Below are 22724 nucleotides of genomic sequence, written 5' to 3'. Positions count from 1 at the left end.
CATAACGGGACATACCGCTTATCGCTTGCTACGTTCCGCACATGATCCCGCCCGGAACGCCAGGAGCGAGGACCGTGACGCCGGCGGACGCCCCCGCCCCCGCGCTGCGCCTGCCCCGGCGCCGGGGAACCGAGTTCGGCCTGATCGTCCTCGCCGTGCTGCTGTCGGTGTACGGCTACTGCGCCGTCGGCCTGGCCCGGCACGGCACCCTCCCGCCCGGCGCGCTCCGCTACGGCGCCGGGCTCGGCGCGCTCGCGCTGCTCGCGCACTGCGCGGTACGGCTGCGCGCCCCGTACGCCGATCCCCTGCTGCTGCCCATCGCGGTGCTGCTCAACGGCGTGGGCCTGGTGCTGATCTACCGCCTCGATCTGGAGACCCCGGGCCACCGGGCGGCCCCCACCCAGCTGTCCTGGTCGACGCTCGGCGTCGCACTGTTCACGGCCGTCGTCCTGCTGCTGCGCCACCACCGGGTGCTCCAGCGCTACACGTACCTGTGCGGGGGCGCCGCGCTCGCCCTGCTCACCCTGCCGATCTTCTTCCCGGCGGTGAACGGCGCCCGGATCTGGCTCAGGGTCGCCGGGTTCTCCATCCAGCCGGGCGAGTTCGCGAAGCTGCTGCTCGCGGTCTTCTACGCCGGGTACCTGGCCGCCAACCGGCAGGCGCTGGCCTTCACGGGCCGCAAGGTGTGGCGGCTTCAGCTGCCCACCGGGCGGGTCCTCGGCCCGGTGGTGGCGATCTGGCTGCTGAGCGTCGGCGTCCTCGTCCTGGAGCGCGACCTCGGCACCTCGCTGCTGTTCTTCGGGCTGTTCGTGGTGCTGCTGTACGTCGCCACGGGCCGCACCGGCTGGATCGCGGTCGGTCTGCTGCTCGCGATGGTGGGCGCGTTCGCCGTGGGCCGGCTGGAGCCGCACGTGCACGCCCGGGTCGAGGACTGGCTGCACCCCTTCGCGTCGATCGAGGCGGGCCAGGGCGCGGGCCAGCTCGCCCAGTCGCTGTTCGCGTTCGCCGCCGGCGGCGCGCTCGGCACCGGGCTCGGCCTCGGCCACTCGGTGCTGATCGGCTTCGCCGTGAAGTCGGACTTCATCCTGGCGACGGCGGGCGAGGAACTGGGCTTCGCCGGCCTGTGCGCGCTGTTCCTGCTCTACGCGCTGCTGGTGGAGCGCGGCTACCGGGCGGGGCTGGCGCTGCGGGACCCGTTCGGGCGGCTGCTCGCCGTGGGGCTCGCGTCGATCGTGGCGCTCCAGGTGTTCGTGATCGCGGGCGGGGTGACGGGCCTGATCCCGCTGACGGGCATGGCGATGCCGTTCCTGGCGCAGGGCGGCTCGTCGCTCGTGACCAACTGGATCATCGTGGCGCTGCTGATCCGGATCAGCGACTCGGCCCGCAGCCAGTACGACAGGACGGCAGCGCCGTGAGCCGGTACATCCGCCGGGCGGCGGCCCTGTGCGCGGTGCTGCTGATCGCCCTGCTGGCGAACGCCACCCGGGTGCAGATTCTCGAGTCCGCCCGCTACGAGGACAACCCCGCCAACCGCCGGCAGATGATCGCCCGGTACGGCAGCCCCCGCGGCGACATCCTGGTCGACGGCCGCCCGGTGACCGGGTCCCGGGACACGGGCGGCATGTTCCGCCACACCCGCACCTACACCGACGGGCCGCTGTACGCGCCGGTCACCGGCTTCGCCTCCCAGGTGTACGGGACGACGCTCCTGGAGCACACCGAGGACGCACTGCTGTCGGGCACCGACCCGCTGCTCGATCCGTTCCCCCTGTGGAACGGCGTCCTGAGGAAGCGCATCCCCGGCGGCCATGTCGTCACCACGCTCAACGGGGCGGCGCAGCGGGCGGCGTACCAGGGGCTGGCGGGGCGCGCGGGCGCGGTCGCCGCAGTGGAGCCGACGACGGGACGGATCCTGGCGCTGGTCTCGACGCCGTCGTACGACCCCGGGGAGCTGTCCGGGACGTCGCCGTCCGTGGCCCGGGCCTGGAAGAGGCTGAACGGGGACGCGGCGCGGCCGATGCTCGACCGGGCGATCCGGCAGACGTATCCGCCCGGTTCGACGTTCAAGGTGGTCACGGCCGCAGCCGCCCTCGAGGCGGGGGTGGTGACGGACCTCGACGCGCCGACGGACTCCCCCGACCCCTACCGGCTGCCCGGCACGACGACCGAGCTGTCCAACGAGACCGAGGGCTGCGAGGACGCGTCGCTGCGGTACGCCTTCACCTGGTCGTGCAACACGGTGTTCGCCAAGCTGGGCGGGGAGGTGGGGCTGCAGAACATGACGGGCACGGCGGCGAACTTCGGCTTCAACGAGCGGAGGCTGAGGGTGCCGTTCGCGGTGGCGCCGAGCACGTTCGAACCGAAGCTGGACGCCTCCCAGCTGGCGCTGTCCTCGATCGGGCAGTTCGAGACCCGGGCGACACCGCTGCAGATGGCGATGGTCGCGGCGACCGTGGCCGGCGGAGGCGATGTGAAAGCGCCGTACCTGGTGGAGCGGACGACGACCAAGGACGGCGAGACGGTCTCCACGGCCACGCCCCGCACCCTGCACCGGGCGATGAGCGCCACCACCGCGGAACAACTGCGGGAGATGATGACGGACGTGGTGCAGGAGGGAACGGGTCGTAACGCGGCGATCCCCGGCGCCCGAGTGGGCGGCAAGACGGGCACGGCCCAGCACGGCGTCGACAACTCCGGGAAGCCGTACGCCTGGTTCATCTCCTGGGCGCAGGCGGACGACGCGCTGGAGCCGGCGGTGGCGGTCGCGGTGGTGGTGGAGGACGCGGGCCGGCAGGGGGAGGTCAGCGGGGGCGGGGACGCGGCGCCGATCGCGAAGGCGGTGATGGAGGCAGTGCTCAACTCCCGTCCTCACGGCAGGGGTTGAGTCCAGGTGCTGAGACGGGGGCTGTCGCCCGGCGTGACCCCGACCTACCGTTCGGTGCATGACGACCGATCAGCCGCACTCCGCCCACGAACTCGCCCAGGTCAACATCGCCCGCCTCAAGGCCCCCTTGGACTCACCGCAGTTGAAGGACTTCGTGGAGGCGCTGGACCCCGTGAACGCGGCGGCCGACGCCTTCGACGGTTTCGTCTGGCGGCTGAAGGACGACTCGGGCAACGCCACGGACGTCCCCGTGTTCGGGGACGAGTGGTTGATCATCAACCTGACGATGTGGCGCGACATCGACGCGCTGACGGCGTTCATGTACCAGGGCCTGCACCGGGAGATGCTGGCGCGGCGCCGGGAGTGGTTCGAGCGGCTGGAAGAGGCCGTGACGGCCCTGTGGTGGGTCCCGGCGGGCCACCGCCCGACGGTGGCGGAGGCGGAGGAGCGGCTGCTTCACCTCCGTGCGCACGGGCCGACGGAGTACGCGTTCACCCTGCGGACGTCGTTTCCTCCGGGGGAGGCGCGACCGGTGGGCGGCGGTTGATGGCGGTGAGGTCGATGTCGATGGGGAACGGGACGGTCAGCCTGAGCTTGTCGTGATGGATGCCGGTGGGCACGTACGCCTTGGTCTGGGGGTCGAGCTCGTAGATGTAGACAACGGGAAGGCCGTTGTTCTGCTCGACCCTCCAAAAGTGCGGGATACCTGCTGCGGCGTACTTGCGAGGCTTCGCCTCTCGGTCACGCTCCACGGAGTCCTCGGACACGACCTCGACGGCGAGAATGACGTCGTCGGGCAAGAGCCGTGTGTCCCTGGGCCCGGTGTCAGCTCCGGCGCGGACCACCAGGACGTCCGGCTCCAGACGGTTGCGGCGGTCGAGCGTCACGGTGAACTCTCGGAAGACCTCGAATTCGTCGGGCGCCTGGTCCAACAGAGCGATGTCCAGCAGTCGGATCGTGCGCATGTGGAACGACGTCTGCGGACTCACGAAAACCAGGCTCCCGTCGATCAGCTCCGTGTGCGGAGGAAGGTTCGGGAGCCGGTCCAGGTCGTCCGCCGTCCAGCCGCCGACCGGCGGACGAGCCCATTCGTAGTCGTCGTCCAGACCGTAGTCACGTGCGGCGCTCATGATTGCTCCCATGCGGCGGAGTCTGCCTGGCACAGCCAGCGTACCCAGGGGAATATGCCGATTCGCCCGTCGATCGAGTGATCAGCCGCCGAGACGCTGACCCTCCTCGATCGCCTCCTCCACCTCGGCGACCCGCTCCCCCTCCTCCGCCGCGAAGCGCTCCGCGTCCAGCTTCTCGGCGATCTCCTCGTCCTGGGCCATCAGCAGGTCCAGGTTCGAGTCGCCCATCTCGAAGACGCCCATGTCGACGTAGGCCTGCTGGAGGCGCTTGCCCCACAGGCCGATGTCCTTCACGCACGGGACGATGCGACTGAACAGCAACTGCCGGAACAGCTGGAGGAACTCGGAGTTCTCGCTGTACGCCTCCGCCTCGGCCTTGGGGATGCCGAAGTTCTCCAGCACCTCCACCCCGCGCAGCCGGTCCCGCATCAGGTAGCAGCCCTCGATGACGAACTCCTCGCGTTCGCGCAGTTCGGCGTCCGTGAGCTGCTTGTAGTAGTCCCGCAGCGCCATGCGGCCGAACGCCACGTGGCGGGCCTCGTCCTGCATGACGTACGCGAGGATCTGCTTGGGCAGCGGCTTGTCCGTCGTGTCGCGGATCATGCCGAAGGCGGCGAGCGCCAGGCCCTCGATGAGGACCTGCATGCCGAGGTACGGCATGTCCCAGCGGCTGTCCCGCAGGGTGTCTCCGAGCAGCGCCTGGAGGTTGTCGTTGATCGGGTAGAGCATCCCGATCTTCTCGTGCAGGAAGCGGCCGTAGATCTCCGCGTGCCGCGCCTCGTCCATCGTCTGGGTCGCCGAGTAGAACTTGGCGTCCAGATCGGGGACCGACTCCACGATCCGCGCCGCGCAGATCATCGCGCCCTGCTCGCCGTGCAGGAACTGGCTGAACTGCCAGGAGGCGTAGTGCCGGCGCAGCTCGCCCTTGTCCTTGTCGGTCATCTTCGCCCAGTACGGCGTCCCGTACAGGGTCATCGCCTCGTCAGGGGTGCCGAGCGGGTCGTACGGGTCCACCTCCAGGTGCCAGTCGATCCGCTTCTGCCCGTCCCACTGCTTGTCCTTGCCCTTCTGGTACAGGGCCAGCAGCCGGTCGCGCCCGTCGTCGTACTCCCAGCTGAAGCGGGCCGCGCCACTCGCGGGCACCTGCCAGAGGGGTTCCTCCGGCTCCTTGGCGTACAGCTCAAACGTCGGCATGAGCACACGCTCACACGAGGTAGACGCGGCGTCAACAAGTGGAGCGCAAGGGATTGACGTCCTTGCTGACAAGCAGTCTCATAAGACCGTGACCGCGGGTAACAGCCGGCCCGTACGACGAGGTGGTGGGCACAGCGATGACGACCGTGACCGAAGCAGACGTGCTGCGCGACGCGCTCGGACTGCTCAAGGACCGGGAGCAGGTGGCGGAGCGGCTCCTCGCCTCCTCCGCCAGACACTCCTTCGACCCGGACGAGGAACTGGACTGGGACGCGCCCTACGAGGAAGGAAAGTGGTTCTGGCCGCCGGAGCTGGTGTCGCTGTACGACACACCGCTGTGGCGGCGGATGAGCGAGGAGCAGCGGATACGGCTCTCCCAGCACGAGGCCGCGGCGCTCGCCTCGCTGGGCATCTGGTTCGAGATCATCCTGATGCAGCTGCTGGTCCGGCACATCTACGACAAGGCGGCGACGAGCGCGCACGTGCGGTACGCGCTGACCGAGATCGAGGACGAGTGCCGGCACTCGAAGATGTTCGCCCGGCTGATCGCGCACGGTGACACGCCCTGGTACCCGGTGAGCCGGGCGCACCAGAACCTGGGCCGCGTCTTCAAGACGATCTCGACCACGCCGGGCTCGTTCACGGCCACGCTGCTGGGCGAGGAGGTCCTGGACTGGATGCAGCGGCTGACGTTCCCCGACGAGCGGGTGCAGCCTCTGATCCGCGGGGTCACCCGTATCCACGTGGTCGAGGAGGCCCGCCACGTCCGCTACGCCCGTGAGGAACTGCGCCGCCAGATGGTGACCGCTCCGCGGTGGTCGCAGGAGTTCACCCGCATCACGTCCGGCGAGTTCGCACGGGTGTTCTCGGTGGCCTTCGTGAACCCGGAGGTCTACACGAACGTGGGCCTGGACAAGCGGGAGGCGATGGCCCAGGTGAGGGCGAGCGGCCACCGCCGGGAGATCATGCAGACGGGAGCGAAGCGGCTGACGGACTTCCTGGACGACATCGGTGTGCTCCGGGGTGTGGGCCGACGGTTGTGGAGGTCGTCCGGGTTGCTGGCGTGAGTACGGCTCGCCTTCGGGCCGGCGTTTCCAGCCCGTCGTGGGGCTCCCCCCGCTCGAGCGAAGCCGAGAGCGGGCGAGATTGAGGACGAGGCCGTTCAGGCCGATGGGAGGACGGGAGCGCAGCCCCCTGCACGGCCGCTGCAGCTCCGGGTGCCTCGTCCTTACGGCAACACGATTACGCTGCGAACATGACCTCCGAGGCCCCCACGCGCGCGTACCGAAGGCTCAGCGTGGAAGAACGCCGCAGGCAACTCCTCGACGCCGCGCTCACCCTCTTCGCGCACCGCGCCCCCGAGGAGGTCTCCCTCGACGACGTGGCCGAGGCCGCCGGCGTCTCCCGCCCCCTCGTCTACCGCTACTTCCCCGGCGGCAAGCAGCAGCTCTACGAGGCCGCGCTGCGCTCCGCCGCCGACGACCTCCGGCAGTGCTTCGCCGAACCCCCCGAGGGCCCGCTCAGTCACCGCCTCGCCCGCGCCCTCGACCGCTACCTCGCCTTCGTCGCCCGGCACGACGCCGGTTTCAGCGCCCTGCTCCAGGGCGGCAGCGTGGTCGAGACGTCCCGCACCACCGCCATCGTCGACGGCGTGCGCCGGGCCGCGGCCGGGCACATCCTCACCCACCTCGGCGTCGAGGATCCCGGCCCCGGGCTGCGGATGACCGTACGGATGTGGATCACCTCCGTCGAGGCCGCCTCCCTCATCTGGCTCGACCAGGACAAGCAGCCCCCGGTCGAGGAGTTGCGGGACTGGCTGGTGGAGCAGTTCGTGGCCGGACTGGTGGCCACCGCGGGACGTGATGCGCAGACCGCCGAAGTGGTCCGCTCCGCGCTGGCCCTGGAGAGCGCCGAAGGCCCGGTCGGCGCCCTGGCCCGGCGCGTCCTGCCCGTGCTCGGCGGCGCCGGTCACCTGCTGTGACACTGGTGCCGTGAAGAGCCAAGACACCCCGTTCGTCGGCGGCCCCCTGGACGGGCGCGTCCTGCCCGTCCTGCTCGGACTCACCGGCCATCCCCCGAAGACGTACCGCGTGCCGGTCCCGGACGCCGCGTGGGGGTCCCCCCGCGCGAGCGGAGCCGAGCGTGGCGGAGGTCCGCCCACCGTCCTCGTCTACCGTCGTGTCCAGGCGGGCCCGAGCGGCAGGTTCGGTCTCCACCCGGGCTGGAAGTACGAGTACGACCCGGAGGGGGACACCGGCGGCCGTCTGCGGTGGCCGTGGTCGAAACCGCGCCGGACGCCAGGCGCCACGCCGGGAGACGGCCCGGACACCGCTCACGAGTGACCTCGCTGCGCCGAACCGACCACTCGGCGCGCGCACGGGACGCACCCGTCTCATCCTGCCGGTGCGAGGTGGAGGGACCACCCGGCATCCGGAGGTGATGACGTGTCAGAAAGGTTGCGGCGTCTGGCGGGTACGGCGGCGGTGACCACGTGGGCCCTGCTCGCCGCCGCGCCGGCGATCGACGTCCCGGATCCCGTCCCCACCACGGCCCGACCGGACGCCTTGTCCAGCGCCACGGCCCGACCGGACGCCTTGTCCAGCGCCACGGCCCGACCGGATCCCGTCCCCGGCAACACGGCCCCGCCGGACGCCTCCCCCACCACCACGGCCGAACCGGACCCCGTCCCCGGCAACACGGCCCAACCGGACCCCTCCCCCACCACCACGGTCCAGCCGAGCGCCCCACCCGTCGCCCAGCTCCTGACGGAACTTCAGCATCTCTACCGCGACGCGGAGCAGGCCACCGAGGCCTACGACGCCACCACCGAGAAGCTGAACCAGCGACGGGCGGAGGTGTCCCGGCTCGACGGGCAGCTCGCGAGGACCCGGCTCGACCTGCGGAGCAGCCGCGTCGCGGCCGGACGGCTGGCCCGGCAGCAGTACCAGAGCAGCGCGTCCCTCTCCCCGTACGTGCGCCTGCTGTTCGCCCGCGATCCACAGCACGCGCTCGACGAGGGCCATCTGATCGGCCAGTTGACGCGGGAGCGGGCCGCGACCGTGAACCAGCTGACCGACGCCGAGAGGAGCGCCGACACCCTGGCCCGCGCGGCCCGTAAGGCGCTGGACGACCAGCTCACCCTCACCGACCGGCAGAAGAAGGCCCGGGACGACGTCGAACAGCGGCTGAAGGACATCGAGCAGCGGCTCGCCTCCCTCACCCCCGAACAGCTGGCCGCCCTGGCCCGGTTCGAGCAGGAGACGGCCGCGGCGGCCCAGGAGACGGCCCCGGCCTCCGGTGCGCCCGACGCGGAGCGGACGCCGACGGCCGAGAGCCCGACGGCGTCCGGCACCGTGCGCCCGGAGGCGTCAGGTCAGGCGCCGGCCACCGACGCCAGGTAGGCCTCGGCCTTCTGCGGCTCGTAGAAGAAGTTCTCGAAGTCCGAGGGGTCGTTGAACCCGTTGGCGATCCGGTGCGCCACCGGCGGCATGGCCCCCGCCGCCCCGATCAGGTTCAGCACGTGCTCCGGCGGCACGCCCAGCATCGCGTTCGTCCACTTGGTCACGTGGCGCGCCGTCTCCCAGTAGCGGTCGAACGTCTGCTGCATCCACGCCTCGTCGAATTCCTTGTCCCCGTGTTCGAGGATCGAGGCCAGATACGCGGCCGCGCACTTGGACGCCGAGTTGGAGCCCTGCCCGGTGATCGGGTCGTTCGCCACGACCACGTCGGCGACGCCGAGCACCAGTCCGCCACCGGGCAGCCGCCCGATCGGCTTGCGCACGGTGGGCGCGTACCGCCCGGCCAGCGTGCCGCCGGCGTCGGTCAGCTCCACCTTCGTGGCCCGCGCATACTCCCAGGGAGTGAACTTCTCCATGAGTTCCAGGGTCAGGGAGAGGTGCTCGCCGGGGTCCTTGACGCCCTTGAAGACGTCGAGCGGGCCGCCGGGTATGCCCTCCCAGAACAGGATGTCCGCGCGGCCGGAGGTGGTGAGCGTCGGCATGACGAACAGCTCGCCGACGCCCGGGACCAGGTTGCAGCGGACCGCGTCGAAGTCCGGGTGCTCGGGGCGCGGCCCGAGGCCGTGGACGTACGACACGGCGAGCGCGCGCTGCGGCTCGCTGTACGGGGACCGCTCGGGGTCCCGGGCGAACATGGACACCAGCTCGCCCTTGCCTGCGGACACCAGCACCAGGTCGTACGTGCGGGAGAAGTAGTCGAGGTCGGAGACCGCGGCGCCGTGGATGACGAGCTGGCCGCCGCGCTGGGCGAACGTCTCCATCCAGCCGGCCATCTTCAGCCGCTGGTCGACCGACTGCGCGTACCCGTCGAGCTTGGCCACCCAGTCGATCGCACGCTGCGACGGGCCCGGGTCGAACGAGCCGGGAGCGGCCACGGACACGCCGAGTCCTTCGATCTTCGGGGCCTGGGACTCCCAGAAGTTCAGCTTCAGGTCGCGCTCGTGCTGCAGCGCCGTGTCGAACATGCACTGCGTCGACATGACGCGGCCGGTACGGATCTCGTCCGCGGTCCGGTTGGACATCAGGGTGACCTCGTACCCGTGCGACTGCAGGCCGAGGGCGAGCTGGAGTCCGGACTGACCGGCTCCGACGACGAGTATCTTCCGCATGCGGGTGGTGCTCCTAGTCAGAACTACTCGGGGGTGACGTCCAGCGCGTGGCCGACGAGGGCCAGGAGGGTCTCGATCACCGAGATCCGGCGGCGCGCGTCCATGATCATGACAGGTATGTGTGCGGGAATGGTGAGGGCCTCGCGCACATCCTCGGGTTCGAACCGCTCGCTGCCGTCGAAGTGGTTGACGGCGACCATGTACGGCAGGCCGCTGCTCTCGAAGTAGTCGAGCGCCGGGAAGCAGTCCGCGAGCCGGCGGGTGTCGGCCATGACGACCGCCCCGATCGCGCCGCGCACCAGGTCGTCCCACATGAACCAGAACCGCTGCTGGCCCGGCGTGCCGAAGAGGTACAGCACCAGGTCGTCGTCGAGCGTGATGCGGCCGAAGTCCATGGCCACGGTGGTGGTGAGCTTGTCCGGGGTACCGGTGAGGTCGTCGGTCTCCTCACTTGCCTCGGTCATCAGCGCCTCGGTCTGCAGGGGCGTGATCTCCGAGACGGCACTCACCAGGGTGGTCTTGCCGACGCCGAAGCCGCCCGCCACCACGATCTTCGTGGCTATCGGGGCGCGCGTACGGTCCGTCTGCCAGGCCTTCAGTTCCTCGTCCGGCTCGACGAGTCGGTCGACGCCCGGGGCGGCGTCAGAGACGACGGAGTCCACTCAGCACCCTTTCCAGCAGAGCGCGGTCCGGCTGTCCCGTGCCGTGACCGGTTCCGTACACACGGATCTTTCCCTGGTCCGCGAGGTCGCTCAGGAGCACGCGGACCACCCCGAGCGGCATCTTCAGCAGTGCCGCGATCTCCGCCACCGTGCGCATACGGCGGCACAGTTCGACGATGGCCCGCATCTCCGGCATCACGCGGGTGGACAGTGAACCATTCGTCAGTTCCCGCCGCTCCTCGGGGGCGTCCAGTGCGGCGACGAAGGTCTCGACGAGCAGGACGTGGCCGAAGCGGGTGCGGCCCCCGGTCAGGGAGTAGGGGCGTACACGGGCGGGCTTGCGCTCGCCGCCGCGGACGGGAAGTTTCTTCTGTGTGCCGCTCATCGGGCGCTCCCTGCCGACTCGGCCTCGAGGGACCTGCGCAGCTCGCTGCGGAGTTCGGGGGTCAGGACGTGTCCGGCGCGGCCGACGAAGAGCGCCATGTGGTACGCCACCACGCTCATGTCGCAGTCCGCGGAGCCGTGCACGCCGAGCAGCGAGCCGTCGCTGATGGACATGACGAACAGGCTGCCCTCGTCCATTGCGACCATCGTGTGCTTGACCCGGCCGGCGTCCATCAGCTTGGCGGCGCCGATGGTGAGGCTGCCGATGCCGGAGACGATGGTGGCGAGGTCGGCGGCGGACCCCTTGGGGCCGCCGGGCCTTCCGTCGCGGCCGGCGCGGGCATCCGCCACCCGGCCGGGGTCGGACGAGAGCAGGAGCAGGCCGTCGGAGGAGACCACCGCGACCGACAGGATGCCGGGCACCTCCTCCACCAGGTTGGTCAGCAGCCAGTGCAGGTTGCGGGCTTCACTGCTCAGTCCGAAGGTACTGGACGCGGTCAACTGCTTGCCTCCTCGACTGTGCCCCCCGATGATTCAACGTCCTGTGCGGTGCCGGGTGCCGCGTGCTGAGGTGGGGCCGTGGACCGGTGCCCGGGTGCCTTGGTCTCCCCCGTCCGCTCGGCGATCTCCGCCTCGACGTGGCGGAAGCCCTCCTTGGCTCCCCGGTGGAACCCGCCGAGCCTGCGGCGCAGCGCCTCGGCGTCCACACCGCCGGCGCGCGGCCGCGGGGCCGGGGCGGGCGTGGAGATCTTGGGGGTGCGTTTGGGGAGCCCCTTGGCGGTGAGCCGGGGGGTCTCGGGCTCCTGAGGCGCCGCGGGCTCCATGGGCGCCGCGGGCTCCTGGGGTGCCTCCGGCGCGGGCGACTCGGTGGCGGTGGTGCGGGGCGCCTGCGCGGCGGGCCGCGGCTCGCCCTCGTCCACGGCGCGTTCGTGGCTCTCCGGCCCGATGGCATAGGGGTCGGCAGCCGCCTGGGCGGGGATGTCGGCGGTCGGGGCGGGCTCCTGCGCCCGGGGCGACGGCTCCACGCGGGGCGACGGAAGGAACAGCTCCATCGTGGTCTCGGGACCGAACTCGGGCTCGGCGGCGGGCTCCGGGGCGGCGGGCTCGCGTACTGGTTCGGCGCGCGGCGCGCCCCGGTCGTCCCGTACGGATTCCTCGCCGTGGGCGGGCTCCTGCCGCTGCTCGCTCTCCTCCCGCTCCCGTACGGCCTCCTCCGCCGCCGCGATCAGGGGGTCCTCGTCGCCCTCGGGCCTGCCCGGCGCGAGCCGCGCACGACCGCTCAGAACGTTGGAGTTGACCTCCGCGTCCGCGCCGGGCAACGAGAAGGAGTGCGCGCCCCCGGGCACCGGGGCCCCGGCGGGTACGGCCGCGGCCGGCGCCTCGACGAGCAGCGGCTTCGGCAGGACCACGACGGCCGCGACGCCGCCCTGCTTCTGCTCCCGCAACTGCACCCGCACGCCATGCCGGTGGGCGAGGCGGGCCACCACGTACAGGCCGAGCCCGAGGCCCTCGCCGCTCTCCTGGTCGTAGGAGTCCTCCGGGTCGAAGGCGGCGAGCCGGGCGTTGAGCCGGCTCAACCGCTCGGCGGCCATGCCGATGCCCTCGTCCTGCACGGAGAGCATCACCTCGCCGCTCTCCAGGAGCCAGCCGGAGATTTCGACGGGGACGTCGGGCGGCGAGAAGGAGGTGGCGTTCTCCAGGAGTTCGGCGACCAGGTGCGACAGGTCGTCGGCGGCGAACCCGGCGACGTGCGCGTGCGGGGGCAGTGCGGCGATACGGACGCGCTCGTAGCGCTCGATCTCGCTGACCGCGGCGCGCACCACGTCGACGAGCGGCACCGGCCCGGCGTGCTGCTGGACGTGCTCGGCGCCGGCCAGGACGAGGAGGTTCTCGCTGTGGCGGCGCATGACCGTGGCGAAGTGGTCGAGCTTGAACAGCGTGGACAGCCGCTCCGGGTCCTGCTCCCGCTCCTCCAGGCCCTCGATGACGGTCAGCTGGCGCTCGACCAGGCCGAGGGTGCGCAGGGCGAGGTTGACGAAGGTGGAGTGGATGCTGTGGCGGACCTGCTGCAGGTGGGCAGCGGCCTGGGCGAGTTCGGCGCGCAGCCTCTCGCGCTCGTCGGCCATGGTCTGCCGCTGGCCGACGAGGTGCTTGCGGTCGGCCTCCAGGGTGGAAAGACGCTCCTGGAGGGCGACCGCGTGCGCGTGCAGGGCGTTGACGGAGCGGACGACCTGCGCGAACTCGTCGTTGCGGCCGGTGAACTTCACCGGCTCCTCGCCCGCCGGGTCGGCGGCCACGCGCGCGGTGCCCAGGCGGAGCACGGCGAGCGGGCGGGTGAGGCTGCGGGCCATGGCCATGGCGATGCCGACGGCGGCCAGCAGGATGGCGCCGAGGACGGCGACGCGGATCTCCAGCGCCGTGACGTCGTCGTCGCGCAGCCGGGCGAGGTCCTTGCTGCGGGCCTCGAAGAGGGAGGACTCGACGCCGCGCATGAGGTCGACGCGGGCGGAGAGGGCGGCGTCGACCTTCTTGGTGCTCAGGCCGAGGTCGCTGTCGGAGAGGGTGGGCTGGTCGGTGAGGGAGGCGAGGTACTTCTCGGCGGAGGAGACCTCGGGGCCGGTGACCGTGGAGTCGTAGGAGGACTTGGCCGCGGCGGGCGCGGTGTCGCGGAAGCCGGAGACCGCCGCGTCGGAGCGGACGGCGGCCTGCTGGGCGGCGGCGGTGAGCGCGTCGCGCTGCTTGGTGTCGGCGGCCGAGGAGGTGTTGATGGTGGTCTGCAGTCCGGTGACCGGGCTGATGACGGTCCGGGTGGTGCTCGGGATGTTCAGGGCCGCGAGGAGCAGCCCGCGGGCGGCGGCGGCCTGCTGTACGGCGGTGTCGAGTTCGGCGAGGGAGTGGGCGCCGGAGCCGGCGCGCGGCGGCATCCGATCGGCCAGCTGCTCGGCGAGCGCGTGCAGCTCGGTGATGGCGGCGGAGTACGCCTGATGCGCCTGGAGAGCGGTGCTCTTCCCGGTGAGCGCCGCTCGCCGCACCGCGGCCACGTCGTCGAGGTCCTTGCGCAGGCCGGCGGAGAGGTCCGGGTTGGCGCGCAGGTCCTCGATCTCCCGGTCGACGCGGGCCTGCTGCTGCTCGGCGGGCGCCTTCGACCCGGGGCGCCCCGCGGCCACGTACGAGGTGACCTCGTCCCGTTCGTCGGCCAGCGAGTGGGCGAGGACGAGCGCGTCCTGGGTCTGCTCGGCGAGCGTGACCAGGTTCTGGGAGTCGTGCAACTGCCCGGAGGCGGCGACGACGCTCGGCGCCCCGGCCCCGGCGATGGCGGCGGCGACCACGGCGACGGCGACGATCAGCCGGTTGCGCACATGGGCGGCGCGGCCGTGGCCCGCGGACTCGGACGAGGCCCCCTGCGCGGGGACCGTCTGCTTGCCTGTGCTCCGAGGCCGCGTCTTCTGCACCGGTGCTCGCACTTCCTCACTCGTGTACCCATGGGCCCGGGGTGACGTTCCGTCTACGGGAATGCCGACCCGGTACGACGGCTTCCGACCCTCCCAGTGCCGGTGGGCAGAGGTCTCGCTTCGCCTGACCCGCCACCCGAAGGAGTGAACATCGGTGGGGAGTTGGCGGGCAAGTTCCTCTGGCGCGTGCGGAGGCCTTGCGCGGTGGGCCGGTTGGACGTCTGCGGCGCACTTTGGCAATATTCGCCACCACGCTTCACCGGAAGCGATTATTCCGTACCAAACCAGGCGGCTGACCTGCGCGCTCGCATCGATTCGGCGATCGTTGACAGCTTTTCGTGGACCTTGTGAAGGCCTCGTGCAGACTGGCTGGATGCGTATTGAGCTGACGTCCGAACCCGGCGATGCGACTCACCCGAACGAGGACTTCGCCGCGCTCGCGCTTCCGGCTTCAGGACAGGGCGGGGCGCTGGTCGTCCTGGACGGGGTGACGCCGCCGGCCGGCGGCGACGGCTGTCTGCATTCCGTCCCCTGGTTCTGTGCGCGCCTGGGCGGCCTGCTGACCGAACTGTCCGTTTCCTTCCGAGATCTAACACTGTCGGAGATCCTCGCGGAGGCCGTCCTCCGCACCGCCGACACCCATGGCTCCACTTGTGACCTTTCTCACCCGCGGACGCCCCAGGCGACCGTGGTCCTCGCCCGCTGGTCCGAGGCGGCGGTGGAGTACCTCGTCCTGTCGGACTCGGCGCTCCTCGTCGAGGCCCCCGACGGCACGGTCACCGCCCTCCTGGACGACCGCCTCGCCCGCCTCCCGCGCGCGGCGCTGGCCACGGACGCGCTGGTGGACACAAGGGTCCGCAACAAGGAGGGCGGCTTCTTCACGGCGGCCGCGGACCCCTCGGTCGCGGCCCGAGCCGTCACCGGGGAACTGCCGCGCGGGCGGGTACGCGCCCTGGTGGGCCTGACGGACGGGGCGACGCGCTGGACGGAGAAGTTCCGCCAGGGCGACTGGACTGATCTGTTCACAGTCGTCCGCAAGGAGGGAGCGGCGGCGCTGGTGGAGCGCGTACGGGCGCTGGAGAGCGCCGACCGTGAGGAACGGGCGTACCTCGGCCGCGGCAAGACGCACGACGACGCGACGGTGGTGTACGTGGAGCCGTAGGGCTCCTGCCACCGTACGGCTACTGCTTGTCCATCCCCAGGTTCAACTGGTGCAGCAACCGCGCCAGTTCCGCCACCTCGCGCGGGTCCCAGTGGGCGAGCTGGCGCACATAGCGGGCGCGGCGGGCCTCGCGGACGCGGCCGACACGCCGGTGGCCCTCCTCCGTGAGATGCACGAGCCAGGCACGGCCGTCTGCCGGGTCGGGTTCCCGGGCGACCAGACCCAGCTCCTCCAGGGCGCGCAGCTGGCGGGACATCGTGGCCTTGCCGACACCGATGTAGGCGGCGAGTTCCGTGGCGCGCTGGCGGCCGCTCTCGTCCAGCCGTACGAGGAGCCCGTACGCGGCGGACTCCAGGTCCGGGTGGACCTCCCGGGCCATCTGTCCGGCGTTGGCGCGGGCGCGCCGCAGGAACACGGTCAGCTCGCGCTCGAGCGCCAGGAACTCCTGGTTCGCGCCACCGGACCGGTCTGCACCCTCCGCCGACGCGCCGGGGTCCACCTGACGCCGCTCGCCGTTTCCGTCCTCGTGCACGTCAGTCACCTGATCCGGTATCCCGTTCCTCGAAAGTTTCCGCCGAAGGTCGCCGTCGCCGCAGCTCCGTCAGTATTTCGCAGGCGTAGACCAACGGCAGCACCGGTCCACGGCGAAGGCCCGGGTCTCCCTCACGAGACCCGGGCCTTCCCTCATCCGGCAGCGTCCGTCACGCCGCCACCGGAACCTCCGGCGCCGCGTCGCTGGTGGCGGGCGCGAGCGCCAGCTCCAGGACCTGTCGGACGTCCGTGACGGCGTGGACGTCGAGCTTGTCCAGCACCTCCGCCGGGACGTCGTCCAGGTCGGGCTCGTTGCGCTTGGGGATGATCACCGTGGTGACCCCCGCCCGGTGCGCGGCGAGCAGCTTCTGCTTCACCCCGCCGATCGGCAGGACCCGGCCGGTCAGCGAGACCTCACCGGTCATCGCCACGTCCGTGCGGACCAGCCGGCCCGACAGCAGCGAGGCCAGCGCGGTCGTCATCGTGATGCCCGCGCTCGGGCCGTCCTTGGGGACCGCGCCCGCCGGGAAGTGGATGTGCACGCCCCGGTCCTTCAGGTCGCCGACGGGCAGTTCCAGTTCGGCGCCGTGGGAGCGCAGGAAGCTGAGCGCGATCTGCGCGGACTCCTTCATCACGTCGCCGAGCTGACCGGTCAGGGTCAGGCCCGCCGCGCCCGTCTCCGGGTCGGCCAGCGACGCCTCGACGTAGAGGACGTCCCCGCCCGCGCCGGTGACCGCGAGGCCGGTCGCCACACCGGGGACCGCGGTGCGCCGCTCGGCCGGGTCCTGGGCGGACTCGGGCACGTGGTGCGGGCGCCCCAGCAGCCCGCGCAGGTCCTCGTCCCGGACGGTGAACGGCAGCTCCCGCTCGCCGAGTTCGTGCTGTGCCGTGACCTTGCGCAGCAGCCGCGCGATGGACCGCTCCAGGGTGCGCACGCCCGCCTCGCGGGTGTACTCGCCGGCGAGCTTGCGCAGCGCGGCCTCGTCGATCGTGACCTCGTCCTTGTCCAGGCCCGCCCGCTCGAGCTGGCGCGGGAGCAGGTGGTCACGGGCGATGACGACCTTCTCGTCCTCGGTGTAGCCGTCCAGGCGGACGATGTCCATGCGGTCGGCGAGCGCCTCCGGGATGGCCTCCAGGACGTTCGCCGTGGCGAGGAACACCACGTCCGACAGGTCGAGTTCGACCTCCAGGTAGTGGTCGCGGAAGGTGTGGTTCTGCGCCGGGTCCAGGACCTCGAGCAGGGCCGCGGCCGGGTCGCCGCGGAAGTCGGAGCCGACCTTGTCGATCTCGTCCAGCAGGACGACCGGGTTCATGGAACCGGCCTCCTTGATGGCGCGCACGATACGGCCGGGCAGGGCGCCGACGTACGTGCGGCGGTGGCCGCGGATCTCGGCCTCGTCGCGGACGCCGCCGAGGGCGACGCGGACGAACTTGCGGCCCATGGCGTGCGCGACCGACTCGCCGAGGCTGGTCTTGCCGACGCCGGGCGGGCCGACGAGGGCCAGCACGGCGCCGCCGCGGCGGCCGCCCACGACGCCGAGGCCCCGGTCGGCGCGCCGCTTGCGCACCGCGAGGTACTCGGTGATGCGCTCCTTCACGTCCTCCAGGCCCGCGTGCTCGGCGTCCAGGACGGCCCTGGCGCCGCGGATGTCGTACGCGTCCTCGGTGCGCTCGTTCCACGGCATCTCGAGCACCGTGTCGAGCCAGGTGCGGATCCAGGAGACCTCGGGCGACTGGTCGCTGGTGCGCTCCAGCTTGTCGACCTCCTTGAGGGCGGCCTCGCGGACCTTCTCGGGGAGGTCGGCGGCCTCCACGCGGGCGCGGTAGTCGTCGGACTCCTCACCCTCCCGGGTGTCGCCGTTGAGCTCGCGCAGCTCCTTGCGGACGGCTTCCAGCTGGCGGCGCAGCAGGAACTCGCGCTGCTGCTTGTCGACGCCCTCCTGGACGTCCTTGGCGATGGACTCGGCGACCTCCTGCTCGGCGAGGTGGTCGCGGAGCTGCTGGGTGGCGAGCTTCAGGCGGGCCACCGGGTCGGTGGTCTCCAGCAGTTCCACCTTCTGCTCGGCGGTGAGGAAGGGCGAGTAGCCCGAGTTGTCGGCGAGCGCGGAGACATCGTCGATGGCCTGGACGCGATCGACGACCTGCCAGGCGCCGCGCTTCTTCAGCCAGCTGGCGGCGAGGGCCTTGTACTCCTTGACGAGTTCGGCGACGTGGCCGGGCAGCGGGTCGGGAACCGTCTCGTCGATGCGTGTTCCCTCGACCCACAGCGCCGCGCCGGGCCCGGTGGTGCCCGCACCGATCTTCACCCGTCCCAGGCCGCGGATGAGGGCGCCCGGGTCGCCGTCCGCGAGCCGGCCGACCTGCTCGACGGTGCCGAGGACACCGGTGGCGGCGTAGGTGCCGTCGATGCGTGGAACGAGCAGGACCCTGGGCTTTCCGGGCTCGGAACGGGCGGCCGCCTGGGCGGCCTCCACCGCCGCGCGCACCTCGGAGTCGCTCAGGTCCAGCGGGACCACCATGCCGGGCAGCACAACCTCGCCGTCGAGCGGCAGCACAGGCAGGGTGAGCGGTGAGGACGTCGAAGCCATGATCTCCCCTTCGGCAGTCAAGTTGAGCTGTGCAGACTCAATGCACGAGAGGATTCGATTGTTCCCCGACCCTTGTTCGCTCTCGGCGATCAGTCGGTGCGAGTACGGTGACCAGGCACGGAGCGGCTCGGGGGCAGAGCGGCAGATCCGGTCAGAGGGCGGGACGGATGACCGTGAGAGGCCGGGACGGCGTCCGCGGGCGGCACCTCCGACCGTGCCGCGTCAGCGGCGCCCGGCAGTCGAACCGCGGGGCGGAGGCCGCATTCACCGAGCCGGCGCCAGGGTGACCTCGGCTCCGGTCCGGGCCCAGCGCCGTACCCGCGGCCAGGTGGCGATGCCGACCGCCAGCGCCAGCAGATGGCCCCAGTTGCTCAGCGGGTCCGTGAACTCGGCCAGGTCCTGGAGGAGTAGCGCCGCGAACAGGATCAGCACGGTCCAGCGCAGCCACGGCCGCAGCAATCCCGTCAGCGCGCCCAGGCTCGCCGCCACGCCGAAACTGATGCCGTAATCGAGGCGGTGCAGTGAACTGTCCGGCAGATGGCCCGCCAGCACCGCGAGGCCGACCGGGACCTCGGTGCCCAGAGTCGCGAGCACATGCCCGAGCAGGAAGACGACGGCCGTGCGGGCGCCACCTATCCGCCGCTCCAGCGCCGTCAGCACGACCAGGAAGACGAGCGTGTAGTACGACATCATCCCGCCCGCGATCCACAGCGCACTGGTCAGCAGCACCACCACCGGACTGCGCATCAGATGCACCACGTCCGTGCTGGATCCCTGATACAGGGCGTTCACCAGCGACGGGTCGGCGAACTGTGCGAACAGCGAGGTCACCAGCAACACGGCGGCGTAGCCGAAGGTGAACGGCGCCCGCCTGGGGCTCGGCAGCAGCGTCACCAGGCGTGGTGCCGTCCACGGCACCGGGAGCGCAGCCGGGGGCGCGACGGGCGGCGGCGCCGTGCGCTGACGCGGCATGCCGTCCAGAAGCGGCGCGCGCGTCTCGGGGGGCGTGAGCGTGGCGTCAGCCGCCGAGACCGTACGTTCCAAGGTGCGGCGCTCCTTCCGTCGCGCTCCACCCTTCGCGCCGCGCCGGTCGCTGTCTATGACCGACGCCACCCGAGACGCGATTCATAGCAACTTCCCAGCTGTTTCCGGCGTCCGGGGTGACCGCGGACGGCCGTCGGCGGCATCGGCGGTCCGTTCGACTGCCGCGGAAAAAGCGGGAAAATCAGTTCGATCGCCGGAGAAAATCCGTCGTCCCCCGCCCCGCAGGTCACCAGAATGTGGTCCATGCCTCATCCGTACGACACCGACGAGACCCCGGTGGCCCTGGACCGTCGTGAGGGGCCGCACGGCGAGGTCGTGTTGCGGCGCCACGGCGAGCTGCTGCAGATCATCGCCAACGGCTGCTTCCTGATGGACACCTCCGACGGGCGCTCGGAACGGCTGCTGGTGCAGGCCGCGTCCGACGCCCTGGACGGCCGCCCGGACCCGAGCGTGCTGATCGGCGGACTCGGCGTCGGTTTCTCGCTCGCGCACGCCGCCGCGGACCCCCGCTGGGGTCGCATCACCGTCGTCGAACGCGAACGGGCCGTCATCGACTGGCACCTCGACGGACCCCTGTCCGCGCTGTCCGCCGACGCGCTCGCCGATCCGCGCACCCGCATCGTGGAGGCCGACCTCGTCGCCCACGTCAATGAGACATCGGACACGTACGACGCCCTCTGCCTGGACATCGACAACGGCCCGGCGTGGACCGTCACGGACGACAACGGCAGCCTCTACTCGACCTCCGGACTCACAAGCTGCGCAAGGGTGTTGAAACCCGGCGGTGTGCTCGCCGTGTGGTCGGCCGAGCCCTCTCCGGAATTTGAAGGAACCCTTAGGAATGCCGGGTTCCGGCAGGTGCGTACCGAAGAGGTGCCCGTTGCCCGGGGCGTTCCCGACGTCGTGCACCTCGCGATCGGACCTGGATAGCCGACCGGCGGTAACTCCCCGTACGCTGCTTCCCTGACGCCGATCATTCAAGCGTCAAACGCAGTCATGGGATCACCCCACGGATTCCGGAAAGCAACCCCAGGGGCGGGCGATGGAGCAGACACACACCTCCCACAACGGCACGACGGCGACCCCGGGCGCTCAGCGGCGCGTCCTGGTGGTCGAGGACGACCAGACGATCGTCGATGCCATCGCCACCCGTCTGCGCGCGGAGGGATTCCTCGTGCAAACGGCAGGTGACGGTCCGGCGGCGGTCGACACGGCGGAGGCCTGGCAGCCCGACCTGCTGATCCTCGACATCATGCTGCCGGGCTTCGACGGCCTGGAGGTCTGCCGGCGCGTGCAGGCCCAGCGCCCGGTGCCGGTGCTGATGCTCACCGCGCGCGACGACGAGACCGACATGCTGGTCGGGCTCGGCGTCGGCGCGGACGACTACATGACCAAGCCGTTCTCGATGCGGGAGCTGGCGGCGCGCGTGCACGTGCTGCTGCGCCGGGTGGAGCGGGCCGCGCTGGCCGCCGCGACCCCGCGCACGGGCATACTGCGCCTCGGCGAACTGGAGATCGACCATGCGCAGCGCCGGGTGCGGGTGCGCAGCGAGGACGTCCATCTGACGCCCACCGAGTTCGATCTGCTGGTGTGCCTGGCCAACACGCCGCGCGCCGTCCTCTCCCGTGAGCAGCTGCTCGCCGAGGTGTGGGACTGGGCGGACGCCTCCGGCACCCGCACCGTCGACAGCCACATCAAGGCGCTGCGGCGGAAGATCGGCGCGGAGCGCATCCGGACGGTGCACGGCGTGGGCTACGCCCTGGAGACCCCGACGCCATGAGCGACGGGCGGTCGGCCGCACGGAGGAGCCCCGGGCAGCCCTGGGGTGGCGTACGTCCGTTCTCGATCAAGACCAAGCTGGGCGCGCTGGTCGTCATCTCGGTGTTCATCACCACGGGCCTGCTGATGATCGCGGTGCGCACCGCCACCGAGCTGCGGTTCATCACGGTGTTCTCGATGATCGCCACCCTGCTGATCACGCAGTTCGTGGCGCACTCGCTCACCGCCCCGCTGGACGAGATGAACGCGGTGGCCCGGTCCATCTCGCACGGCGACTACAGCCGTCGTGTGCGTGACAACCGCCGGGACGAGCTGGGCGACCTGGCCCAGACGATCAACCTGATGGCCGACGAGCTGGAGGCCCAGGACAGCCAGCGCAAGGAGCTGGTGGCGAACGTCTCGCACGAGCTGCGCACCCCCATCGCGGGCCTGCGCGCGGTGCTGGAGAACATCGTCGACGGGGTCACCGAGGCCGACCCGGAGACCATGCGCACGGCCCTGAAGCAGACCGAGCGCCTCGGCCGCCTGGTGGAGACGCTGCTGGACCTCTCCCGCCTGGACAACGGCGTCGTTCCGCTGAAGAAACGCCGCTTCGAGGTGTGGCCGTACCTTTCGGGCGTCCTCAAGGAGGCCCAGATGGTGTCCTCCGCGCGCGCGGGGATCGCCTCGGGCTCCGGCACCCACACCCGTACGGACGTCCATCTGCACCTCGACGTCTCCCCGCCGGAGCTGACCGCGCACGCGGACCCGGAGCGGATCCACCAGGTCGTCGCCAACCTGATCGACAACGCGGTCAAGCACAGCCCGCCGCACGGCCGCGTCACGGTGAAGGCCCGGCGCGGCCCCGCCCCGGACTCCCTGGAGCTGGAGGTGCTGGACGAGGGTCCCGGCATCCCCCAGTCGGAGTGGCACCGGGTCTTCGAGCGATTCAACCGCGGCGCCGTGAACCGGCCGCACGGGCCCGGCAGCGACGGCGGTACGGGCCTCGGCCTGGCGATCGCCCGCTGGGCGGTGGATCTGCACGGTGGCCGGATCGGTGTGGCCGAATCCCCGCGCGGCTGCCGGATCCAGGTCACCCTTCCAGGAGAGCCATCTCTGCCAAGTTGACGTAAAGTTCGAAGCGGAGCAACAAGATCCATGCCTGTCCGCGCAGCCGGACACGTGTGATCAGGCAGAGGCCCGCGTACTCCCCGCGCCGGGCCCGGGTCGTCGCACCCGTCCACAACCGGAACCACGCTTGTTTCCCGCCATTTCAACCCCTGAAACGCACTTTCTGATGTGACTTAC

21 protein-coding genes are annotated in these 22724 nt (G+C 71.3%); 11 read left to right on the top strand and 10 right to left on the bottom strand.

Features of this window, described 5'->3' with window-relative positions; translation table 11 throughout:
• Positions 1-41: 41 nt before the first annotated feature.
• From SY2F82_RS13785 to SY2F82_RS13775, 3 genes are read left to right on the top strand one after another with little or no spacing between them, the layout of a single operon-like run.
• Complete coding sequence (locus SY2F82_RS13785) at positions 42-1415, top strand: FtsW/RodA/SpoVE family cell cycle protein (protein WP_200419292.1); 1374 nt, start codon at positions 42-44, stop codon at positions 1413-1415.
• Positions 1412-2884, top strand: a complete 1473-nt coding sequence (locus SY2F82_RS13780) for a penicillin-binding transpeptidase domain-containing protein (RefSeq protein ID WP_200419291.1) — start codon at positions 1412-1414, stop codon at positions 2882-2884. The genes SY2F82_RS13785 and SY2F82_RS13780 overlap by 4 nt, the downstream gene beginning before the upstream one ends.
• Before the next feature lie 58 nt (positions 2885-2942).
• A complete protein-coding gene (locus SY2F82_RS13775) occupies positions 2943-3431 on the top strand; it encodes a DUF3291 domain-containing protein (protein WP_200419290.1) in 489 nt (162 codons plus the stop codon).
• Here SY2F82_RS13775 and SY2F82_RS13770 read toward each other — a convergent pair.
• Entirely contained in the window at positions 3376-4014 is a 639-nt protein-coding gene (locus tag SY2F82_RS13770; RefSeq protein WP_200419289.1) for a Uma2 family endonuclease, read from the bottom strand. The two genes, SY2F82_RS13775 and SY2F82_RS13770, sit on opposite strands and share 56 nt — an antisense overlap.
• 81 nt (positions 4015-4095) lie before the next feature.
• Entirely contained in the window at positions 4096-5208 is a 1113-nt protein-coding gene (locus SY2F82_RS13765; RefSeq protein WP_200419288.1) for a ferritin-like domain-containing protein, read from the bottom strand.
• A 137-nt stretch (positions 5209-5345) separates the two neighbouring features.
• Between SY2F82_RS13765 and SY2F82_RS13760 the strand changes: the two genes are divergently transcribed.
• From SY2F82_RS13760 to SY2F82_RS39685, 4 genes are all read left to right on the top strand, one after another.
• Positions 5346-6275, top strand: a complete 930-nt coding sequence (locus tag SY2F82_RS13760) for a diiron oxygenase (protein WP_200419287.1) — start codon at positions 5346-5348, stop codon at positions 6273-6275.
• Positions 6276-6463: 188 nt separating this feature from the next.
• Positions 6464-7189 carry a TetR/AcrR family transcriptional regulator gene (locus SY2F82_RS13755; protein ID WP_200419286.1) on the top strand — a complete coding sequence of 242 codons (726 nt, stop codon included), beginning with the start codon at positions 6464-6466 and terminating at the stop codon, positions 7187-7189.
• A 10-nt stretch (positions 7190-7199) separates the two neighbouring features.
• Entirely contained in the window at positions 7200-7550 is a 351-nt protein-coding gene (locus SY2F82_RS13750; RefSeq protein WP_200419285.1) for a hypothetical protein, read from the top strand.
• Positions 7551-7652: 102 nt separating this feature from the next.
• On the top strand, positions 7653-8609 hold the full coding sequence (locus SY2F82_RS39685; protein WP_200419284.1) for a hypothetical protein: 957 nt from the start codon (positions 7653-7655) through the stop codon (positions 8607-8609).
• On the opposite strand, the gene SY2F82_RS13740 is transcribed toward SY2F82_RS39685, so the two are convergent.
• From SY2F82_RS13740 to SY2F82_RS13720, 5 genes are read right to left on the bottom strand one after another with little or no spacing between them, the layout of a single operon-like run.
• Positions 8582-9835 carry a styrene monooxygenase/indole monooxygenase family protein gene (locus SY2F82_RS13740; protein WP_200419283.1) on the bottom strand — a complete coding sequence of 418 codons (1254 nt, stop codon included), beginning with the start codon at positions 9833-9835 and terminating at the stop codon, positions 8582-8584. The two genes, SY2F82_RS39685 and SY2F82_RS13740, sit on opposite strands and share 28 nt — an antisense overlap.
• A 23-nt stretch (positions 9836-9858) precedes the next feature.
• Positions 9859-10497, bottom strand: a complete 639-nt coding sequence (locus SY2F82_RS13735) for an ATP/GTP-binding protein (protein WP_103839268.1) — start codon at positions 10495-10497, stop codon at positions 9859-9861.
• Positions 10478-10882 (bottom strand): DUF742 domain-containing protein, encoded by a 405-nt coding sequence (locus SY2F82_RS13730; RefSeq protein ID WP_200419282.1) that lies wholly within the window; start codon positions 10880-10882, stop codon positions 10478-10480. Before SY2F82_RS13730 ends, SY2F82_RS13735 begins: the two co-directional genes overlap by 20 nt.
• The gene (locus SY2F82_RS13725) at positions 10879-11382 is read right to left on the bottom strand and encodes a roadblock/LC7 domain-containing protein (RefSeq protein WP_200419281.1); all 504 of its coding nucleotides are present in this window, start codon (positions 11380-11382) and stop codon (positions 10879-10881) included. The genes SY2F82_RS13730 and SY2F82_RS13725 overlap by 4 nt, the downstream gene beginning before the upstream one ends.
• Complete coding sequence (locus SY2F82_RS13720) at positions 11379-14333, bottom strand: nitrate- and nitrite sensing domain-containing protein (protein WP_200419280.1); 2955 nt, start codon at positions 14331-14333, stop codon at positions 11379-11381. Before SY2F82_RS13720 ends, SY2F82_RS13725 begins: the two co-directional genes overlap by 4 nt.
• 373 nt (positions 14334-14706) lie before the next feature.
• Between SY2F82_RS13720 and SY2F82_RS13715 the strand changes: the two genes are divergently transcribed.
• Positions 14707-15495 carry a protein phosphatase 2C domain-containing protein gene (locus SY2F82_RS13715; RefSeq protein ID WP_200419279.1) on the top strand — a complete coding sequence of 263 codons (789 nt, stop codon included), beginning with the start codon at positions 14707-14709 and terminating at the stop codon, positions 15493-15495.
• Positions 15496-15514: 19 nt separating this feature from the next.
• Here the strand turns inward: SY2F82_RS13715 and SY2F82_RS13710 are convergent, their stop codons facing one another.
• From SY2F82_RS13710 to SY2F82_RS13700, 3 genes are all read right to left on the bottom strand, one after another.
• Complete coding sequence (locus SY2F82_RS13710) at positions 15515-16027, bottom strand: MarR family winged helix-turn-helix transcriptional regulator (RefSeq protein ID WP_374707152.1); 513 nt, start codon at positions 16025-16027, stop codon at positions 15515-15517.
• Between the two features lie 169 nt (positions 16028-16196).
• Positions 16197-18614 carry an endopeptidase La gene (gene lon, locus SY2F82_RS13705; protein WP_200419278.1) on the bottom strand — a complete coding sequence of 806 codons (2418 nt, stop codon included), beginning with the start codon at positions 18612-18614 and terminating at the stop codon, positions 16197-16199.
• A 264-nt stretch (positions 18615-18878) separates the two neighbouring features.
• On the bottom strand, positions 18879-19658 hold the full coding sequence (locus SY2F82_RS13700; protein WP_200419277.1) for a rhomboid-like protein: 780 nt from the start codon (positions 19656-19658) through the stop codon (positions 18879-18881).
• 243 nt (positions 19659-19901) lie between these two features.
• On the opposite strand from SY2F82_RS13700, the gene SY2F82_RS13695 reads away from it, so the two are divergent.
• From SY2F82_RS13695 to SY2F82_RS13685, 3 genes are all read left to right on the top strand, one after another.
• The gene (locus SY2F82_RS13695) at positions 19902-20588 is read left to right on the top strand and encodes a spermidine synthase (RefSeq protein WP_200419276.1); all 687 of its coding nucleotides are present in this window, start codon (positions 19902-19904) and stop codon (positions 20586-20588) included.
• Positions 20589-20700: 112 nt separating this feature from the next.
• Positions 20701-21438 carry a response regulator transcription factor gene (locus tag SY2F82_RS13690; RefSeq protein ID WP_103839275.1) on the top strand — a complete coding sequence of 246 codons (738 nt, stop codon included), beginning with the start codon at positions 20701-20703 and terminating at the stop codon, positions 21436-21438.
• Positions 21435-22544 (top strand): ATP-binding protein, encoded by a 1110-nt coding sequence (locus tag SY2F82_RS13685; RefSeq protein ID WP_200419275.1) that lies wholly within the window; start codon positions 21435-21437, stop codon positions 22542-22544. Before SY2F82_RS13690 ends, SY2F82_RS13685 begins: the two co-directional genes overlap by 4 nt.
• Positions 22545-22724 lie beyond the last annotated feature (180 nt).

The sequence above is a fragment of the Streptomyces sp. Y2F8-2 genome (assembly GCF_014905555.1).
Taxonomy (GTDB): Bacteria; Actinomycetota; Actinomycetes; order Streptomycetales; family Streptomycetaceae; genus Streptomyces; species Streptomyces cynarae.
This window is presented reverse-complemented; position numbering and strand designations above follow the sequence as displayed.

Coding starts and splice junctions, on each gene's coding strand:
- SY2F82_RS13770 (WP_200419289.1), bottom strand. CDS start 4,014: ATGAGCGCCGCACGTGACTACGGTCTGGACGACGACTACGAATGGGCT.
- SY2F82_RS13730 (WP_200419282.1), bottom strand. CDS start 10,882: ATGAGCGGCACACAGAAGAAACTTCCCGTCCGCGGCGGCGAGCGCAAG.
- lon (WP_200419278.1), bottom strand. CDS start 18,614: ATGGCTTCGACGTCCTCACCGCTCACCCTGCCTGTGCTGCCGCTCGAC.
- SY2F82_RS13760 (WP_200419287.1), top strand. CDS start 5,346: ATGACGACCGTGACCGAAGCAGACGTGCTGCGCGACGCGCTCGGACTG.
- SY2F82_RS13775 (WP_200419290.1), top strand. CDS start 2,943: ATGACGACCGATCAGCCGCACTCCGCCCACGAACTCGCCCAGGTCAAC.
- SY2F82_RS13785 (WP_200419292.1), top strand. CDS start 42: ATGATCCCGCCCGGAACGCCAGGAGCGAGGACCGTGACGCCGGCGGAC.
- SY2F82_RS13695 (WP_200419276.1), top strand. CDS start 19,902: ATGCCTCATCCGTACGACACCGACGAGACCCCGGTGGCCCTGGACCGT.
- SY2F82_RS13685 (WP_200419275.1), top strand. CDS start 21,435: ATGAGCGACGGGCGGTCGGCCGCACGGAGGAGCCCCGGGCAGCCCTGG.
- SY2F82_RS13765 (WP_200419288.1), bottom strand. CDS start 5,208: ATGCCGACGTTTGAGCTGTACGCCAAGGAGCCGGAGGAACCCCTCTGG.
- SY2F82_RS13740 (WP_200419283.1), bottom strand. CDS start 9,835: ATGCGGAAGATACTCGTCGTCGGAGCCGGTCAGTCCGGACTCCAGCTC.
- SY2F82_RS13755 (WP_200419286.1), top strand. CDS start 6,464: ATGACCTCCGAGGCCCCCACGCGCGCGTACCGAAGGCTCAGCGTGGAA.
- SY2F82_RS13690 (WP_103839275.1), top strand. CDS start 20,701: ATGGAGCAGACACACACCTCCCACAACGGCACGACGGCGACCCCGGGC.
- SY2F82_RS13715 (WP_200419279.1), top strand. CDS start 14,707: ATGCGTATTGAGCTGACGTCCGAACCCGGCGATGCGACTCACCCGAAC.